Consider the following 15,186-nt stretch of genomic DNA (forward strand, 5'->3'; position numbering starts at 1 on the left):
TCTCCTTGTTTTACATTGCGTCTTTTGGTGCCCGCCTCAGCGAAATGCGGAACACCGTGCGGCCCGGTACCGAGTCGGCAGAAATCCAGCCGTCATGGTCCGAGATGATCTTGCTGACCAGCGCCAGCCCAAGGCCGGTGCCGTTTTCCTTGCCTGAAACGAAGGGATCAAAAATATCCCCACGGATCTTCTCGGGCAGACCCGGGCCATCGTCGATGATTTCGATCTGCAGCGGCAGGGAATGGCCCGATCCATCATTGCGCCGCAACCGGAAGGAATGTTCGAAATATGTGCGCAAGCGGATCGTTCCGCCCTTGGGGTCAGCGGCCTCCGAGGCGTTCTTAAGCAGGTTCAACACCACCTGCAGGAACTGATCCGGGTCTCCGTAGGCCAGCGGCAACGAAGGGTCGTAATCCTCGATAATTTTCATATGCGCGCCAAACCCCAGCAGCGCCGACCGGCGCGCGCGGTCGAGGACGTCATGAACATTGACCGGTTTGAAATCAGGTTGTTGCAGGTTTCCGAATTGCTCGACCTGTTCCAGCAACTTAACGATGCGGCGACTTTCAGCGACAATAAGATCTGTTAGTTCAAGGTCTTGCGGCGGGATATTCATGCTGAGCAATTGCGCCGCGCCGGTGATCCCGGCCAGTGGATTCTTGATCTCATGAGCCAGCATCTCGGCCATGCCGATGGCGGACTGCGCTGCCGATTTCACCGTATTGCCCAAGGTCATTCGCCCGGCCAGTTCACGCGGTGAGATAATCATGATCATCGATCCGGGATGCCCGACCAAAGGCGCAATCTGCAATGCGCATTGCAGCGGGGCCCGGTTGCCCGACCCTGCATCCACATCGTTCACGAACAGGGGCGTGCCATGTTCACGCGCGCGTTCAAACGCTTCTTCCAGCGGGGCGTCCACGGCAATCTGATCCCAGACCGGGTGCCCGACCACAGCTTTGCGCGAGGCGTTCAGAAACCCTTCGCCAGCCGAATTCACATCGGCAATTCGGTCTTCGGCGTTGATGATGAAAGCGGGAACCGGCAGCGAGGTCCAAATATCCTGATCCGAGGTCATGCCGCCGCCTCTGCATCTGTGTTCAGCGCATCACCCAGCAGGCGTAACACCTCGTCGGTATCGCGCGCAGTCAGAACGGCACGGCGCAGGGTGGCGGGCGTGCCGGCCTCATCCATGTACCAGCCCAGATGCTTGCGCGCGACGCGCAGGCCCAGGTCGGACCCGTAAAACCCAAGCATCGCCTGATAATGCGCGCGCACCATTTCGACCAGGTCGTCGCCCGCCGGAATTTTCGGCGCGGCTGCGCCATAGAGATCATGACAAATTTGCGCCAGCAACCACGGTTTGCCCTGCGCCCCACGTCCGACCATCACTCCATCCGCGCCAGATTGATCCAGCGCAACACGCGCGGCGTCCGCATCCACGATATCCCCGTTCGCGATAACCGGGATCGACACCGCCTGCTTCACCGCGCGGATCGCCCGCCAATCGGCACTGCCCTTGTAGAACTGACAACGCGTACGGCCGTGGATCGTGACCATGCAAATACCCGCATCCTGGGCTCGTCTCGCCACGTCGGGCGCATTCAGCAGGTTGTCGTCCCAGCCCAGTCGGGTTTTAAGAGTCACCGGAACATCAACGGCTTCGACAACCGCCTCGATCAATGTCAGTGCGTGATCCGGCGTCTTTAACAAGGCTGACCCAGAATAACCGTTCGTCACCTTCTTGGCCGGGCAGCCCATGTTGATGTCGATCATCCGCGCCCCGCGATCGACCACCTGCTTGGCGGCTTCGGCCATCCAATGCGCTTCACGCCCCGCCAGTTGAACGGCGGTGTTCTCAACATCTGCCGAAAGTTCGGCCCGCTCCCGCACGCCAGGCTTGGCCTGAACCATCTCCTGGCTGGCGACCATTTCGCTCACGACCATGCCCGCGCCAAAACGCATCACTAGATCGCGAAACGGACGGTCGGTGATTCCGGCCATCGGTGCCAGCAAGACCGGCGGGTTCAGGGCTTTGTCAGCGAGGAGCAGAGTCAACGTGCTTAATCCTTGGGCAGTTGCGGCTTTGATATCGAATTGAGCGCATATGAACAACAAAACGGCGACCTTCAAGCCCGCTAAATCATCATATGCCTATTTTTTAGGCAACTTTACGTGGGTGATTGCCTCTGCATTCACCGCACCCTAAAGATTGCCTCAAACCATCGGAGAGAACGCCCCCCATGACCACCGCCGCCATCATCGTCGCCGCAGGACGCGGCCTGCGCGCCGGAGGGGGAACACCAAAGCAGTGGCGCCCATTGGCAGGGCGCCGCGTTGCGGATTGGACGATTGATCAATTTCAAGGGCAAGTCGACCAGATCGTGCTTGTCTTGTCCGAAGATGACAGGGACGCATGGGCCGAGTTCGAAAACTCTGATCTGATCCTTGCCAAGGGCGGCAGTGACCGGGCCGGATCGGTGCGCAACGGGCTTGATGTGCTGTTGCCCTATGGGGTGCATCGCGTTCTTATCCATGACGTAGCGCGGCCTTGTGTTGACCTTCAGACCATTCAACAGGTTCTGGAAGCACTGGAAACCCACCCTGCTGCCGCGCCGGGGTTGACGGTCACTGATGCGCTCTGGACCGGAGACGGTTCTATCGTGACGGGAACTCAGGACCGGACCGGGCTGTTCGCTGCGCAAACGCCGCAGGGTTTTCACTATGACGCCATCGCCTCGGCCCACGCGGCCCACCCAGGAGGCGCTGCCGACGATGTCGAGGTCGCCCGTGCCGCCGGGCTGGACGTGGCCATCGTGCCGGGCAATGCGGATAACATCAAAATCACACGGCCCGAGGATTTTGCCCGGGCGGAACGCATATTGGGAACGGATATGGATGTAAGGCTGGGCAACGGGTATGACGTGCATCGGTTTGGCGACGGGGATCACGTGATCCTGTGTGGTGTGAAGGTGCCGCATGATCGCGGCCTGCAAGGTCATTCAGACGCGGATGTGGGCATGCACGCCGTCACTGACGCCATCTATGGCGCGTTGGTGCAGGGCGACATTGGCCAGCACTTCCCCCCCTCAGACCCGCAATGGAAGGGTGCTGCCAGCGAGATTTTCCTACGCCATGCGGTCGAACTGGCCGGGCAGATGGGCTACAAAATCTCGAACGTCGACTGCACACTGGTCTGCGAATACCCCAAAATCGGCCCCCATGCGCCTGCCATGCGCAACGAGATGGCACGGATCATGGACCTGAGCGCGGATCAGGTCTCGGTCAAAGCAACGACGTCGGAACGGCTGGGGTTCACTGGCCGAAGCGAGGGGATTGCCTCACTCGCCACAGCTTGTCTGGTGAAATCATGACTGCCGCGCAACTGATCGGAACCGTCTGCGGCGTGGGCTATCTGCGACCTGCGCCCGGCACATGGGGGTCACTGGCCGCCCTGCCGCTGGCGTGGGTTCTGCACACGCTGGGTGGCTTTCCGCTGTTGGTGATCGCCACACTGGTCGCGTTCTTTGGCGGTCTCTGGGCCACACGCGTGATGACAGCGGGCCAGGACAATCACGATCCGTCCGAGATTGTCATCGACGAGGTCGCCGGGCAGTTCATCGCGCTTTGGGCAATTTCTTATCCCTCCTGGGCACACGGGATTGAAATCACGGCACTTTGGCCGGGCTGGATTGCCGGCTTCGTGCTGTTCCGCTTGTTCGACATCACCAAACCGGGCCCTGTTGGCTGGGCCGACCGGCGCGACGACGCAATGGGTGTCATGCTGGACGATGTCATTGCCGGTATCCTCGCCGGGGTCGGAGTTCTGATCCTCGCCGGTATCTCGCACGGAGTTCTGGGCCTGTGACCGTTGCCGAAATCCTCGACCGCGCCAAGTCAAAGGGCGTGATGATCGCCACCGCCGAAAGTTGTACCGGCGGTATGGTGGCGGCGGCGCTGACCGATATCCCCGGCAGTTCAGCCGTAATCGAGCGTGGGTTTGTCACCTACACGAACACCGCGAAACAGCAAATGCTGGGGGTTCAGGGCGAAACACTGGTCGCACATGGGGCGGTTTCGGAACAGGTTGCGGGTGAAATGGCGGACGGTGCCCTGGCGCACTCCGACGCGCAATTGGCGGTTTCCGTAACCGGAATCGCGGGCCCCGGCGGTTCTGAATTCAAACCCGAAGGCCGGGTTTGTTTTGGATTGGCCGCGAAAGGCCATCCTACGCTGACCGAGACCGTCGAATTTGGTGCATTGGGTCGGGACAACGTGCGCGTGGCCGCGAGAGATCATGCTTTGGCACTGCTAGCACAAGGGCTTGTCGCGTTTTCTTAATGTGGCGCCAAAACTGCTTATCTTTTTCGAATGAAGCCCAGCACGAAAATCACCAGCAAAAGAGCGACATTCGACGCCACAAGAAACAACAGCAGCTTTGGGCCATATTGGTGAATCCAGCCGGGCAACACAGGGCTGTCACCGCGCCGAAAAGACAGCAACGTCATGGCAAAAGAGGATATCGCCAATGTGTCCAGACCAGCGATGAAGTACAGCAGTTTTGACTGAATCTCGAGTTGCAGCTTGGATTTTTCGTCGCTGATAAAACCGACATAATTCCGAAAATCACAGGCCGCTTTGTAAAGGCTGTCAAAGTTATCTTCGATTTGCCAGCGCGTGTTGGTCGAATCGTAACACCGGGCAAGCCAGGGTTTCAGGTTCGCCCGGTAATCAGCCCGCCTTTGGCGGGCCACCTGTAGGAAAAAGATCAACTCATTTAGGGCGGTATTGAGTTCGCCAATTTTGCTTCCGTGATAGGATTCGGCGCGCTCATCCGCAGTATTGACGATCTTGTTGCGAATACGGCGCGCTTTGATCCAGTCCAGCTGCAACCTGAACATCAGCGCAACGAAATAGAATTCCTCGGCCAGGTCTTTGCGAACGATGGCGGAATAACTCCAGCCTCCGTAGATGGTCCAATCCCCATTTTCTGCCGCCGACATCTCGCAATCTTCCAATACCAGCCCTTCCTCTTCGAACAACTTCGAAAGGCGTTCATGGAATGGTGCCGTGTCCACCCCACCAAGGACGACTTGAATGGATGTGTCCAGATCAGCCTCAAGCCGCGATCCAACGCGAAGCTGCAAAACGGAAACCAGTGCGTCGACCAGTTCTGTAACTTCGGGAAGCGTGTGGTCGCGGTAGTAAGGCCGCGGGATTTCGGGCAAGTGCGCAAGATCCGAGAAACTCGCGCCATAGACCAGACATATATCACCAGAAACCATCAGCAGAAGTTTGAAATACCACGCGTCGCTATGGGGTTCCGGGGATGTCACCAGATCCGACAGATCCCACTCAAGGCAGGCATTGCGACGCAGTTCAGTCAGACTTTTTGTGAAGGCGTTGCCAGAGAATGCGTGCAATTCATCAGTATGGTTTGCGTTGAGCCTGTTTTCCGAGATCTCCTCGGCCGCTTTTCCGCAAAGCACTGGTCTTAAAGGGACAATTTCTCGAATGACAGAGGACAGCCGGGTACGGGTCTCGGTTTCCAGATGTACTGGATGAAATTGTTACGCAGGTAATTTCCGTGTGGAGAATTTAGATAGGTTTCGGGAACGCCATGCTCGAGGTAATCAAGCGTCAATTCTTCTCCTTCACGAATATCCTGACAAGCCACAATGGCCCAATCGGTTCTGAGTATTGAGAGATTGGGGGTAAACGAATGGTTAATCAAAGCGTATTGGGTGGCAAATGGGCAGTAGAGAACCTTGCTTCCGCCAACCCCGTTCCACTCCAGATCGCGAACCGTGGGATGACGATCATAATCGACGATTTGGCCGTCTAAATACCCCAGAACAGCGCCAGTTTGGATATCGGACCGCGCAAACAAGCCTGTGCCGTGAATGTCACTGATGCCCTCCAGGACTTTATCCAAATTCTGGATGCGTGGTCCTGCCAACTCCACCGTCATTCCGGCCCCTCCTGTCGTCGCAACCGACTTTAGAAGCCGCTTTCAACCAAGACAAGCAATCCCTTAGCGCAGGTCGCTTTCTAATGGGTCATACGTTGGCGGGCCTGACACCCGCTTACACGTCGGTTTCCCTAATGACGCCAGTAGATCTGCGCCAACGCACCTTTCCCAAGTTGTTTAATTATTGGGCATCCAGCACCATCGGGTGCCTGTTTTGTCACCGCTTGGCCAAAAGCCCGTTAATCAGGCGCTAAAACCGTGTCTGCCTCTTTTTTCCGCGACTGCTGTCGGCTTCAACCCCTTCCATGCACGTAAAAGACGCAAAAAAGGAGACCGGCTGATGAATGGAGCCGATACCGCCTGGATCATAGTGGCAACCGCCCTGGTCCTGTTCATGACATTGCCGGGCCTGGCCCTGTTCTACGGCGGCCTCGTGCGCGCCCGCAACGTGCTGAGCGTTTTCATGCACTGTTTCAGCATCGCCTGTTTGATGAGCATCCTGTGGCTGGTCGCAGGCTATTCCATCGCATTTGGCGACGGTGGGTCGGGCCTTTGGGGCGGGCTGGGCAAAGCGTTTTTGAGCGGTGTCGACGCCGACAGCCTGTCGGGCACCCTGCCAGAGGTCCTGTTTTTTGCCTTCCAGATGACCTTTGCCATCATCACCCCAGCCCTGATCGTCGGGGCCTATGTCGAACGTGTGGGGTTTGGGTTTGTCCTGATATTCTCAGCCCTGTGGATGTTGCTGTGTTACGCGCCCGTGGTGCATTGGATTTGGGGCGGCGGCATGCTGACCGATGGTGGCATTCTTGGTGAGGTGGGTGTCCGCGACTTTGCGGGTGGCATCGTCGTCCATGAAACGGCCGGTCTGGCTGCGCTGATCATCGCCATTGCACTTGGACCGCGCCGCAATCGCACGACGCCGCCGCACAACCCTGGCTATGTTATGATTGGCGCCGCGATGCTGTGGGTCGGCTGGTTCGGTTTCAATGGCGGCTCGCAACTGGCCGCTGATGGTGGTGCGGCGATGGCGATGACTGTCACGCATATCTCGGCGGCGACCGCGTCACTGACATGGGCGCTGTACGAACGCATCAAATACGGCAAAGCCTCGATGGTGGGGCTGGTCACCGGCACAATCGCTGGTCTGGCGTCGATTACTCCGGCTTCAGGCTATGTCGATCCGGTGCAGGCGCTAATCATCGGTGCAGTCGCAGGTGTCCTATGTCAGGAGGCGGTCAACGTCATCCGCAACATCGCCAAGATCGACGACACGCTGGACGTCTTTGCCGTTCACGGCGTGGGCGGCATCTTTGGCACGCTGATGATCGTCGTATTCGGTTTGGGCGCTTGGACTGCCCAGATTGGCGGGCTGGTGATTGTGGGTGCCTTTACGGCAGTTGTCACTTTTGTGTTGATCAAACTGGTTGCACTTATCACCCCGCTTCGCGTAGACGCAGAAACCGAGACAAACGGGCTAGATCTGTCGGTACACGGTGAACGGGCCTATGATATGAGCAGCTAAGCCCACCTTAGCCTGCGCGGCCCGCAAGGGCGCAAAGCGGACCTCTTGCGGGTCCGCTTTTCTTTTGCGGCTCAGCCCTCTCGACTCTGGCCCAAAGGACAGGCTATCAGCCCGCAATGTCATTTTGTCCCGAGGTTGCACCATGATCCCCAGCTCTTTCCCCGATAGCACCGAAATCGCCCGCCTGACCGCGCGGATGCTGCTGGAGATCAAGGCCGTCCACTTTAACTCGCGCGAACCGTTCACATTGGCCTCGGGCCTGCCCAGCCCGACCTATATCGATTGTCGCAAGCTGATCTCGTACCCGCGCATCCGCTCGACCCTGATGGATTTCCTGACGGTCACCGTAATGCGTGATGCGGGTTTTGAGGCGTTTGATAACATCGCAGGTGGTGAGACAGCCGGCATCCCGTTTGCCGCCATGGTCGCCGAGCGTATGGCTCTGCCGATGACCTATGTGCGCAAAAAGCCCAAAGGCTATGGCCGCAACGCCCGTATCGAAGGCGCCATGAGCGAAGGTGAGCGTGTATTGCTGGTCGAGGACCTGACGACCGATGGCGGCTCAAAGCTGTCCTTTGTGGATGCGATCCGTGAAACCGGCGCGACCTGCGGGCATACGGCGGTGATCTTCTACTATGGCATTTTCCCCGAAACCGAAAAAACGCTGGGCGATCACGGCGTGAAGCTGCATCACCTTTGCACATGGTGGGATGTTTTGGCCGAGGCCAAAGCGCAGAAAGCCTTTGACCAAGAAACACTTGATGGTGTCGAGGCCTTCCTTAACGACCCGCGCAAGTGGCAGGATGCGAATAAATCCACGTAAACTTGCTGTGGATTACTTGGGGATAAACGTCTGAGAATCGGCTTTGGGGAAACAATATATAGTGACATCTGCGTGATATCCTACATAATAGACCAAATCCATTCTGGAACTATGGCGTCTTCAAAACTTATCCCAAGGCGTTACCCATAGTTACCCACAAGTATTTCCAGATAGCCGACACGCCAGTGTCGCGTGTAAGAACACCGTGGGCAGCGGGGACAAAATGAACGAGATAAGCAGCATCGAGCAGGCAGCGGCGAAGATTCAAAACGCCGAATCAATGCCGCATTCCATTGAAGCCGAACAACAGCTTCTGGGTGCGATCCTGACCAACAACGATCTTTATGACCGGGTGGCCTCGATCATCGGGTCCGAACATTTCTATGATCCGGTCCACGCCCGCATCTACGAGGTTGCGGCCAATCGCATCGCCAAGAATGCGCTGGCCTCGCCCGTCACGCTGAAATCCTTTATGGCCGAAGATGAAGGTCTGAAGGAACTGGGCGGCCCCGCCTATCTGGTGAAACTGGCCGGGGCTTCGATCAGCGCGTTTGCTGTGCATGACTACGCCCAGATGATCTATGACCTAGCTATTCGCCGCGAGTTGATCCGGCTGGGTCGGGATATCTCTGACAAGGCGGCGCGGGTGGATGTATCCAGCGAGCCCAAAGAACAGATCGTCGAGGCTGAACAGCAACTTTATCAGTTATCCGAGCAGGGCCAGACCGAACAGGGTTTCCAATCTTTCCTCAAGGCGGTCACAGAAGCCGTCAACGTCACCAACGAAGCGTATCAACGTGGTGGTGGCATGGCGGGAATTTCTACCGGTCTGGCCGACCTGGACAAACAGTTGGGCGGGCTGCATCCGTCCGACTTGATTATTCTTGCGGGTCGTCCGTCGATGGGGAAAACCTCGTTGGCGACCAATGTGGCGTTCAACGTGGCCAAGGCGTACAAGCGCGGCACCAAGCCGGATGGCACCGAAGGCGCGATTGACGGTGGCGTTGTGGGTTTCTTCTCGCTTGAGATGAGTGCCGAGCAATTGGCGGGCCGGGTTCTGGCCGAAGCCTCCGAGATTTCCAGCCACAAAATTCGTCAGGGTGACATGACGGAATCCGAATTCCGCCGCTTTGTCGACGCGGCCAAGGATCTGGAAGCCTGCCCATTGTTCATCGACGACACCCCGGCCCTGCCGATCTCTCAGTTGGCCGCCCGCGCGCGGCGGTTGAAGCGGACGCATGGGCTGGACCTGCTGGTCATCGACTATCTGCAGCTGTGCCGTGGCATGGCCGAAAATCGGGTCAACGAGATTGCCGAAATTTCGATGGGCATGAAGGCCATCGCCAAAGAACTGAACATCCCGGTCATCGCACTGTCACAGCTGAGCCGTCAGGTCGAAAACCGCGACGACAAGCGCCCGCAATTGTCTGACCTGCGGGAATCGGGCTCGATCGAACAGGATGCCGACGTGGTGATGTTCGTGTTCCGCGAGGAATATTATAAGGAACGCGAAAAACCCGGCGATCACGAGCTGGAAAAGATGGAAGAGTGGAAACAGGCCATGGAGCGCCTGCACGCCAAAGCCGAAGTTATCGTCGGCAAACAGCGTCACGGCCCCATCGGCACGGTCGAGCTGTCGTTCGAGGCTCAGTTCACCCGGTTCGGTAACTTGGTCAAACCCTGGCAACAGGACGGCCAAATCGAAGGCTACTGACCTACCACATCTCAGGTTTATTGAATGCGCTGACACAGCGGGACGGGCCCATAAGCGGCGCATCGTCGCCATTCAAGGATTGTCCAAGCCAACCATGTGGCATGCTCAGCGGCATGGGCGGTTGTGCGAATGTTTGTGCGATCGGTTGAAACCCGGTTTTGCAATAATATGCCGGATCACCGTAAGTCACTGCAAAATCAACCCCGTTATGGCGCAGTTGTTCCAATCCAAAGCCGATCAATTTCTGACCAATGCCCGACTTTTGCCTGTCGGCGCGCACGGCCACCGGTGACATCAGAAAGACCTGGCGCGGGTCCTGATCATAGCTGAGCCGCGAGAATAGGATGCAACCTGCCAGATTGCGGTCATCCAAAGCCAAAACGCCCAAAAGATCTCCATCGGGTGTTGAAAGCAGCAGGTCATCCACCAAAGCAGCAACCGCACGCCCCTCTCCTTCGCCTTCTGAGGCGGTGAAGACGTCCAGAAACAAGCCGGGCAGTTCGGCAGCCCGAGCCCGGTAGTCGGCAGTCAGGTTCAGCATTACGGCCCCTTTCAGATGGATCAACGGTCCCGTTTCATGCGCCGAGTTGATCACAGGTTGGACACAATGACGAGAGTTCGGCTGCCCTTGTCCGAGCCTTTTTTAGCCATGATCTTGCGATACCGGCCAGAAGCTGCGTAGGAACACCGCGATATGCACAAGAATTGCCGCCTACCCCCTTGACCTGCCGCAATCCAATGTCATGAACAGCACCATGAGTACCGCACGTTTGACGATCAATCTTCAGGCGCTCGCCAGCAACTGGCGGGCGCTCAATGCAAAAACGGATGTCGAGACCGGCGCCGTGGTCAAAGCTGACGCCTACGGCCTTGGTGCCGGACCGGTGTCTGCGACCCTGGCCGAAGAAGGCGTTCGCAAGTTCTTTGTCGCCGCCGCAGAAGAAGGCGCCGCCGTGCGCAAAGCCGTTGGCCCCGAACCCCAGATTTTTGTCTTCTCAGGGTTCATGGAAGGTGACAACGGGCTGCACTTTGCTGACAACCTGATTCCTTTGATCAACTCTCCGGAACAGTTCCAACGCCTGCAACAGGCCATGCCGAGTCACCCATTCGGAGTTCAACTGGACAGTGGAATGAACCGTCTGGGCCTTGAGCCCGCCGATTGGGCCGCGCTGAGGTCTGAGATGGAAAGCCAGAACCCACAGGCGGTCATATCGCATTTGGCCTGCTCGGATGAGCCCGACCACCCGATGAACCGTCAACAGCTAAAGACCTTCCGCGATATGACCGATGGTGTCACCGCACCACGGTCGCTGGCGGCAACGGCGGGCACGCTGATGGGCTCGGAATTCCACTTTGATTTCTGCCGTCCGGGCGTTGGTCTTTATGGCGGCATGCCATTTGCCGACGCCAAGCCCGTCGTAACCGTCGATCTGCCCGTCATTCAGGTGCGCGCGGTCGAAGTTGGTGAAACCGTCGGTTATGGCGGTAGCTGGGTTGCCCGACGCCCATCACGAATCGCAACCGTGGCCGCAGGGTATGCGGACGGGCTGCACCGGGCCATTGGCGGCGGTATCGACGCATTTGCCGGGGACCAACCCTGCCCTGTGGTCGGTCGCATATCGATGGACCTTGTCACCATTGACGTAACTGACCTGCCCGAAGACCCAGAACGCCTGCGCATCCTGAACGGTCACCAGACAGTCGATGACCTGGCCGAGGCCGCAGGCACCATCGGGTATGAAATCCTCACTTCGCTTGGCGCGCGTTATTCACGGGGTTACGTGGAATGAATCCTCTTTCTCTGCTGGGTGGGTTGGGCCGCGCGGTCCTGGCGCTGTTTGCCACCTTTGGCAAAGTCGCGCTGTTTACGATTGATGCGATCTCGCACATTTTTCGTCCGCCCTACTACCCGCGCGAATTTATCGTCGCGCTGATGAACATCGGCTGGCTGTCCCTGCCTGTCGTCGGCCTGACCGCCATTTTCACTGGTGGCGCGCTGGCGCTGCAGATCTACGCTGGCGGCGCTCGCTTCAACGCCGAGGCCGTGGTGCCGCAGATCGTTGCCATCGGTATGGTGCGCGAACTGGGCCCCGTGCTGGTGGGTCTGATGATCGCCGCCCGCGTGACCTCGTCCATCGCAGCCGAGATCGCCACCATGAAAGTGACCGAGCAGATCGACGCGCTGGTCACCCTGTCCACTCATCCGATGAAATACCTGACGGCCCCGCGCGTTCTGGCCGCGCTGATTACCGTGCCGCTACTGGTCGGGATCGGAGATATCATTGGCATCGCGGGCGGTTATGTCGTTGCGACCCAAAATTTGGGTTTCAATCCGGCGACCTACCTGCTGAACACAGTCAATTTCCTTGAGGCCCATGACATCATGTCGTCGCTGGCCAAGGGCGCAGCCTTCGGCCTGATCGCGGCGGTCATGGGCTGCTTTTACGGCATGAACTCGGGCCGCGGTGCGCAGGGTGTGGGCCGCGCCACCAAATCTTCGGTCGAATCTGCTGCTATCATGATTCTGGCCACCAACTTCATTCTGACAGGGGTGTTCTTCTCGCTATGATCCGGATGGAGAACGTACAAAAGGCCTTTGGGGACAATCGGGTTCTGCAGGGCATGGACCTTGAGATCCCCAAGGGTACCTCGATGGTCATCATCGGCGGTTCGGGCACCGGCAAATCGGTGGCGCTGAAATGTATCCTTGGCCTGATCAAACCCGACAGCGGTATGATCTATGTGGATGGCAAAGACGCCACCAAAGGCGATAGGGATAAGTTTCTGGCCCGGTTCGGGATGCTGTTTCAGGGCGCTGCCCTGTTTGACTCGCTGCCCGTCTGGCAGAATGTCTCGTTCCGCCTGCTGCGCGGACCGTTGAAGCGCCCGCCGGAATACGCCCGCGAAATCGCTATCGAGAAACTACGCCGCGTGGGTCTGAAATCCGACGTGGCCGACCGGTTTCCGTCCGAGCTGTCCGGGGGCATGCAAAAACGCGTGGGCCTCGCCCGCGCCATTGCCGCCGAGCCCGAGATCATTTTCTTTGACGAGCCCACCACCGGTCTTGATCCGATCATGTCAGGCGTCATCAATGATCTGATCCGCGAGATCGTGACCGAGATGGGCGCCACCGCGATGACCATCACCCACGACATGAGCTCCGTCCGCGCGATTGCCGACAACGTGGCCATGCTGCACGGAGGCGTCATCCAGTGGACCGGCCCAGTGAGTCAGATGGATGCGTCGGGTGATCCTTATGTAGAGCAGTTCATCAGTGGGAGTGCAGAGGGGCCGATTGAGGCAGTGCGGTGATCGAAGTTACGACATTTGGCGACCTGGCGACTTTCATTAAACAGATTGGTTTTTCCTATTTGTTTGGTCTTGGCATTATATTGTCCGGCCTTATTCCCGGTTTCAAACAAACCTCTGACTCCGGTGAAAACTACACAGACGCCATCGCCGCGTTCAGAAGGCAAAAGTTTGGCTGGGGCGCTGAAGAAAAGTACTCCGAAGCGGCAATGGAAACGTCTCCGTTTCAGACTGGTCTGGGGCTCGTTGTCTTGGTGGTCGTTGCTTTCGTTATGTCGTTTCTGATGAATAAGCTCGACGACCCATTGTTGGATATGGGTGTCGGGGTACTATTCATTCTCCTAGGTTTCAACGTCCGAAGGAATTTCCAAAAAAGTTGGTCTGGAAGTATGCGGGAGTTTGACTTTGGTAGTATCGCAATAGGTTTGCTTTTCTTACTTCCCCGCATTTTAACATGATACTCCGCCTCGCCACCCTCTCCCTCCTGATCCTTTACCCAATCGCGTGGTTCGCCCCTCTTATGCGTGCGGGGCTACTCCCGATCTTCGGCCTCAGCGAAATCAGCGTCATCACCGGCCTGCAATCCTTGTGGAAATCGGACGTCTTTCTGGCGCTGATCGTCACCATCTTCGCCATCGTCGCGCCTTACATCAAAACCATCGGCACCGCTCTGATCCAATGGGACCTGCTGGACGTGCGCGTCCAACCCGCGCTGAACATCCTCGGCAAGCTGGCCATGGCCGACATTTTTCTGATCGCGCTTTACATCACGCTGGCCAAGGGAATTTCCTACGCGACCATCGAAACTGCATGGGGACTTTACCTGTTCACGGCCTGCATTCTGGCCTCGCTCGCGTTGGGCCACATTACCGAAATGACACGCAGATCACGAAATACTCAGATGTAATTGATTGAAAACACTCATCTGAGTATCATCTTTATATTTCGAGCAGTGACAATTTGTAGTTTTCGGGTCCGTAGCGGATCAATCTGTGTGTTTTGGATGCTCTCCGCTTGGGCCTGGTGTGTACCGGTTCTAGAAGGAGTTCGTCGAACATGACTGCCCTCCATAACATTACATTGCAATTTCAGAATGCCTTTTTAAGACTGACTTTTTTCCTCATTTGCGCGGCAGCCCTGTTTGCCGTTTCAGCCACATTATTATCTGCCTTGGGTGTATTGCCCTGGTTATCCATGCAAGCCGGTTTCGGCGGTGGGCCAGTGCAAGACGCCGGGATGTTTATCCAGATCGGCCTGACCGTTCTGATTCTCATGCTGGCATTCTATCTGCCAGCGAATGCCCGAATGATGGCATTGGAAAACAATCACCGCAAATTTGCCCTGAACATGCACGACATATCAGACGCCTATCAAATGGCCCACGCAGCGGACCGTGGCGGCCTGTTCATGATGTCGTCCGAGTTTGACGCGGTCAAAGAACGTATGGCCTTTCTGCGCCAGCACCCTGACCTACAGACACTCGAGCCCGAAATCCTGGAACTGGCCGCACAGATGAGCCAGATCAGCCACGAACTGGCCGAAACTTATGGCGACGTGCGGATCAATCGCGCCCGAACCTTCCTACAACAACGTCAGGAAGAGATTGAGCTGTTCCAGAAGCGTCTCGAAGAAGCCCAGGTGATCCAGAACGAATTGCGCCAATGGACGCGCGATGTCGAAATGGAAGAAACCATCGCCAAGTCACAACTGGCCCGCCTGCGGGATGAGCTGTTTGAGCTGTTACCCGAACTGTCGGCTCAGTTGCAAACACCTCCCAAGGACAGCTCGACCAAAGCCTCAAGCGTGGTCGCCATGTCCCCGCCCCGCGCGGCGGAATAGGCGCTTGG

17 protein-coding genes are annotated in these 15,186 nt (G+C 57.5%); 12 read left to right on the forward strand and 5 right to left on the reverse strand.

The window, feature by feature from the left end; all coding sequences use genetic code 11:
* Positions 1-10 precede the first annotated feature (10 nt).
* Both ACR0M2_RS06080 and dusB read right to left on the reverse strand, forming a co-directional pair.
* Positions 11-1,078 (reverse strand): two-component system sensor histidine kinase NtrB, encoded by a 1,068-nt coding sequence (locus ACR0M2_RS06080; RefSeq protein WP_170348889.1) that lies wholly within the window; start codon positions 1,076-1,078, stop codon positions 11-13.
* The gene (gene dusB, locus ACR0M2_RS06085) at positions 1,075-2,058 is read right to left on the reverse strand and encodes a tRNA dihydrouridine synthase DusB (protein ID WP_302477893.1); all 984 of its coding nucleotides are present in this window, start codon (positions 2,056-2,058) and stop codon (positions 1,075-1,077) included. The genes ACR0M2_RS06080 and dusB overlap by 4 nt, the downstream gene beginning before the upstream one ends.
* Before the next feature lie 185 nt (positions 2,059-2,243).
* Here dusB and ACR0M2_RS06090 point away from each other — a divergent pair, with 185 nt between their 5' ends.
* The 3 genes from ACR0M2_RS06090 to ACR0M2_RS06100 are packed head-to-tail and all read left to right on the forward strand — an operon-like array spanning position 2,244 to position 4,341.
* Positions 2,244-3,374 carry a bifunctional 2-C-methyl-D-erythritol 4-phosphate cytidylyltransferase/2-C-methyl-D-erythritol 2,4-cyclodiphosphate synthase gene (locus ACR0M2_RS06090; protein WP_170410085.1) on the forward strand — a complete coding sequence of 377 codons (1,131 nt, stop codon included), beginning with the start codon at positions 2,244-2,246 and terminating at the stop codon, positions 3,372-3,374.
* The gene (locus ACR0M2_RS06095; protein WP_480704291.1) at positions 3,371-3,868 is read left to right on the forward strand and encodes a phosphatidylglycerophosphatase A family protein; all 498 of its coding nucleotides are present in this window, start codon (positions 3,371-3,373) and stop codon (positions 3,866-3,868) included. The genes ACR0M2_RS06090 and ACR0M2_RS06095 overlap by 4 nt, the downstream gene beginning before the upstream one ends.
* Positions 3,865-4,341: a CinA family protein gene (locus ACR0M2_RS06100; RefSeq protein ID WP_480704292.1), complete on the forward strand. Its 477-nt coding sequence runs from the start codon at positions 3,865-3,867 to the stop codon at positions 4,339-4,341. Before ACR0M2_RS06095 ends, ACR0M2_RS06100 begins: the two co-directional genes overlap by 4 nt.
* Before the next feature lie 17 nt (positions 4,342-4,358).
* On the opposite strand, the gene ACR0M2_RS06105 is transcribed toward ACR0M2_RS06100, so the two are convergent.
* Together ACR0M2_RS06105 and ACR0M2_RS06110 are read right to left on the reverse strand one after the other, a co-directional pair.
* A complete protein-coding gene (locus ACR0M2_RS06105; RefSeq protein ID WP_480704293.1) occupies positions 4,359-5,489 on the reverse strand; it encodes a hypothetical protein in 1,131 nt (376 codons plus the stop codon).
* A 5-nt stretch (positions 5,490-5,494) separates the two neighbouring features.
* Positions 5,495-5,971, reverse strand: coding sequence for an SET domain-containing protein-lysine N-methyltransferase (locus ACR0M2_RS06110; protein WP_480704294.1), 477 nt, complete (start codon positions 5,969-5,971; stop codon positions 5,495-5,497).
* A gap of 340 nt (positions 5,972-6,311) precedes the next feature.
* Between ACR0M2_RS06110 and ACR0M2_RS06115 the strand changes: the two genes are divergently transcribed.
* The 3 genes from ACR0M2_RS06115 (at position 6,312) to ACR0M2_RS06125 (ending at position 10,030) form a co-directional block, all read left to right on the forward strand.
* Positions 6,312-7,493 (forward strand): ammonium transporter, encoded by a 1,182-nt coding sequence (locus ACR0M2_RS06115; RefSeq protein WP_480704295.1) that lies wholly within the window; start codon positions 6,312-6,314, stop codon positions 7,491-7,493.
* A 142-nt stretch (positions 7,494-7,635) separates the two neighbouring features.
* Positions 7,636-8,316, forward strand: a complete 681-nt coding sequence (locus ACR0M2_RS06120) for an orotate phosphoribosyltransferase (protein ID WP_170348897.1) — start codon at positions 7,636-7,638, stop codon at positions 8,314-8,316.
* Positions 8,317-8,539: 223 nt separating this feature from the next.
* Positions 8,540-10,030 carry a replicative DNA helicase gene (locus tag ACR0M2_RS06125; protein ID WP_480704296.1) on the forward strand — a complete coding sequence of 497 codons (1,491 nt, stop codon included), beginning with the start codon at positions 8,540-8,542 and terminating at the stop codon, positions 10,028-10,030.
* A gap of 1 nt (position 10,031) precedes the next feature.
* Here ACR0M2_RS06125 and ACR0M2_RS06130 read toward each other — a convergent pair whose 3' ends face one another.
* A complete protein-coding gene (locus ACR0M2_RS06130) occupies positions 10,032-10,571 on the reverse strand; it encodes a GNAT family N-acetyltransferase (protein WP_254438704.1) in 540 nt (179 codons plus the stop codon).
* A 214-nt stretch (positions 10,572-10,785) separates the two neighbouring features.
* Here ACR0M2_RS06130 and alr point away from each other — a divergent pair, with 214 nt between their 5' ends.
* From alr to ACR0M2_RS06160, 6 genes are all read left to right on the forward strand, one after another.
* Positions 10,786-11,820: an alanine racemase gene (gene alr / locus ACR0M2_RS06135; RefSeq protein WP_480646893.1), complete on the forward strand. Its 1,035-nt coding sequence runs from the start codon at positions 10,786-10,788 to the stop codon at positions 11,818-11,820.
* Positions 11,817-12,599 (forward strand): MlaE family ABC transporter permease, encoded by a 783-nt coding sequence (locus ACR0M2_RS06140; RefSeq protein ID WP_170348900.1) that lies wholly within the window; start codon positions 11,817-11,819, stop codon positions 12,597-12,599. Before alr ends, ACR0M2_RS06140 begins: the two co-directional genes overlap by 4 nt.
* A complete protein-coding gene (locus ACR0M2_RS06145; RefSeq protein WP_170358754.1) occupies positions 12,596-13,342 on the forward strand; it encodes an ABC transporter ATP-binding protein in 747 nt (248 codons plus the stop codon). The genes ACR0M2_RS06140 and ACR0M2_RS06145 overlap by 4 nt, the downstream gene beginning before the upstream one ends.
* The gene (locus ACR0M2_RS06150; protein ID WP_480704297.1) at positions 13,339-13,797 is read left to right on the forward strand and encodes a hypothetical protein; all 459 of its coding nucleotides are present in this window, start codon (positions 13,339-13,341) and stop codon (positions 13,795-13,797) included. Before ACR0M2_RS06145 ends, ACR0M2_RS06150 begins: the two co-directional genes overlap by 4 nt.
* The gene (locus tag ACR0M2_RS06155) at positions 13,794-14,246 is read left to right on the forward strand and encodes a paraquat-inducible protein A (protein WP_480704298.1); all 453 of its coding nucleotides are present in this window, start codon (positions 13,794-13,796) and stop codon (positions 14,244-14,246) included. Before ACR0M2_RS06150 ends, ACR0M2_RS06155 begins: the two co-directional genes overlap by 4 nt.
* Before the next feature lie 329 nt (positions 14,247-14,575).
* Positions 14,576-15,178: a DNA repair protein gene (locus ACR0M2_RS06160; protein WP_226688372.1), complete on the forward strand. Its 603-nt coding sequence runs from the start codon at positions 14,576-14,578 to the stop codon at positions 15,176-15,178.
* Positions 15,179-15,186 lie beyond the last annotated feature (8 nt).

The sequence above is a fragment of the Ruegeria sp. BE10 genome, from assembly GCF_056538905.1.